This window comes from Devosia sp. (assembly GCF_034675085.1).
GTDB lineage: Bacteria > Pseudomonadota > Alphaproteobacteria > Rhizobiales > Devosiaceae > Devosia.
In genome coordinates this window covers 1-2,215 of the sequence record NZ_JAUCDN010000425.1, presented here as the reverse complement: position 1 = coordinate 2,215, position 2,215 = coordinate 1, and the positions used below count along the sequence as shown (strand labels likewise).

Sequence of the window (2,215 nt, the reverse complement as noted above, 5' to 3'; positions counted from 1 at the left end):
CATTGCCGACGCCGGGATGGCGCGCGCCGGCCAGCACGCGGTCGGACATCTGCGCCGCCAGGATCGCCCCGCTATCGGTCATCTTGCGGGTGAGGACGCCCTGGGCGAACTGGTTTTTCTGCCCCACCACGCCGCAGACGCTATTGGGATAGCGAGGATCGTGGACGCGGTTCATCACCACCGTGCCCACCGCCAGCATGCCCTCGGAACTGGAGCGGTTGGATTCGAAATACATCGCCCGCATCATGCATTCCTTCTCGCTGAGCTGGGCCATGCCGAAATTCATCCCCAAAAAGCTGCACCCGCCCAGGCTGGAGGCGAGGACGGCCAGAAGCGCCAGGCGCGTTACGATTTTGCGAGGGCTGAACATGGGGCATCTCCGGGCTGTTGCAGCGATGCAAGCCCGACAGAAAATGCCCCAATAGGCTTAAAGGGGGTTTGAAAAGGGTGGTTAGCAAAGGATGAAAAGGCCCCTCCCGGAAAGAAGGAGGGGCCGGAAGCGGGGGTTAGTCCCGCCGGAAAACCAGGGCGGCGATCAGGGCGATGGCGCCCAGCGCCACCACCACGGGCACCGGATTTTCCTGCACGGCGCGGGTCGCGGCGCGAGCCTCGCGCTCCACCTGGCGCACCATGTGCTTGCCATGGCGCTGCATGTCCCTGGCGAGCGCGGCGGCGTTGTTCTGAAGCTCGCTGAGTTCCTGCCCGCCATAATCGCCAACGGCCTTGGTCAGCGCGCCGACCTCGCGCTGCAGCGCCTCGATGCGCGTGGAAATGGCATCCGACACGGTTTCCCCCGCATCTTCCGCTGCCTTTATCATCTGCCTGCCTGAACGGGCCATGGGACGCTCCAAATGGTTTGAACTCTCCCATCAACTCGGCGCCGGGCGGGAAGTTCCGACCTCTTTCATGGCAAAAAAGTGAGCCACCTGCTCTTGGCGGGTGACGCAGCCCTTCCCAAATGCACAATGTCCGGTACGCCCAGCAAGGAAACCCATAATGGCCCATAAGAGCCGCGAGCGCCTCAACCGGCAGTTCGACCGCCTGCAACAGCGCATACCCGACGCGGGGGCGCGGCTCCTGGCGCGGCTGCGCCGCCCCGAGGCGCGGCTGATCCGCATCCCCTTGGGTATAGTGCTGGTGCTGGGCGGCATTTTCAGCTTCCTGCCGGTGCTGGGCCTGTGGATGCTGCCGCTGGGCCTGCTGTTGCTGGCGCTGGATCTGGTGTTCCTGCAAGGCCCGGTCAACAACGCCATCGTGCGCGGAACGCGCCGCTGGAGCGTGTGGCGCCGCGCCCGCCGCGACCGCCGGAAGGCGGACAAGAGCTAGAAGACCCAGTTGGCCTCGATGTGATCGACGGCGGCGGCCAGCCTTTCATCGATGATGTGCAGATATTGCGTCCAGTCTTCCAGCCGGGTCACCGCGTCGGCGCCATCGGAAATGCCGCGCAGCGCCAGAAGCGGCACGCCGAACCTCTGGCAGGCGCGCAGCACGGCAAAGGTTTCCATGTCCACCATCTCGGCCTCGATGCCGTCATAGGCGGCGCCGGACACCACATTGGCGCCGGTAGAGAGACTGGCCGTGGGCAGGCCCAGCACGGTGGGCAAAGCCTGCACGGCGGGCAGGTCGAGCAGTGGCGTCTCGCCCCGGGCAAAGCCGAGCGCCGAGGCGTCCATGTCCCGATAGGCCACCGAATGTGCCTGATAGACCTCGCATTGCTCAAGCACGCGCGAGCCCGCCGAGCCCAGCGACACCACCAGCCGGGGAAGGGCGGGCATGCCGGCCAGCGCCCGCGTGACCGTCACCGCCGCCTCCACCGGGCCGATGCCGGTCATCAGCGGCGCGATGCGGGATTTGAGATGCGGTCCATATTCGGCGGGCGCGGCCATGACGTAGAGAATATCCATGGGCGGCACGCTACAGGCCACACCTTCCCGCGGCAATCGCCTGCCGACAGCGTCCAGCGGGCTCACTCGTTACTTGAGCGAACGCGCACAGACCTCTAAAGCGCGTCGCGATCTTTCAGATTCGCTCCATTAGCCTTAGCCTTTTATTTTAGCGCATGTCTTTATCCCGAAACCGGTTCCCACTTTCGGGAGACATGCTGTAGTTTGGCCAGCCCCGGAGCCAAGCGCCATGAGCAATCCCTTTTACCAGATCCTGGGCAACAATCTGGTCGCCAACATCACCAATTTCACCGTCTGGTTCGCGGTGACCT

4 protein-coding genes are annotated in these 2,215 nt (G+C 64.7%); 1 reads left to right on the top strand and 3 read right to left on the bottom strand.

The features are described from left to right. Nucleotides 1–370: cell wall hydrolase (locus VDP82_RS17285; RefSeq protein WP_323016061.1), on the bottom strand; the 370-nt coding region annotated here is incomplete at its 3' end. Nucleotides 371–506: 136 nt separating this feature from the next. After that, on the bottom strand, nucleotides 507–839 hold the full coding sequence (locus VDP82_RS17280; protein WP_323016060.1) for a hypothetical protein: 333 nt from the start codon (nucleotides 837–839) through the stop codon (nucleotides 507–509). Nucleotides 840–996: 157 nt separating this feature from the next. Here VDP82_RS17280 and VDP82_RS17275 point away from each other — a divergent pair, with 157 nt between their 5' ends. Then, nucleotides 997–1,326, top strand: coding sequence for a hypothetical protein (locus VDP82_RS17275; RefSeq protein WP_323016059.1), 330 nt, complete (start codon nucleotides 997–999; stop codon nucleotides 1,324–1,326). On the opposite strand, the gene VDP82_RS17270 is transcribed toward VDP82_RS17275, so the two are convergent. Next, nucleotides 1,323–1,904, bottom strand: a complete 582-nt coding sequence (locus tag VDP82_RS17270; protein ID WP_323016058.1) for a 5'-methylthioadenosine/S-adenosylhomocysteine nucleosidase — start codon at nucleotides 1,902–1,904, stop codon at nucleotides 1,323–1,325. The genes VDP82_RS17275 and VDP82_RS17270 overlap by 4 nt on opposite strands. Between the last annotated feature and the right edge of the window lie 311 nt (nucleotides 1,905–2,215).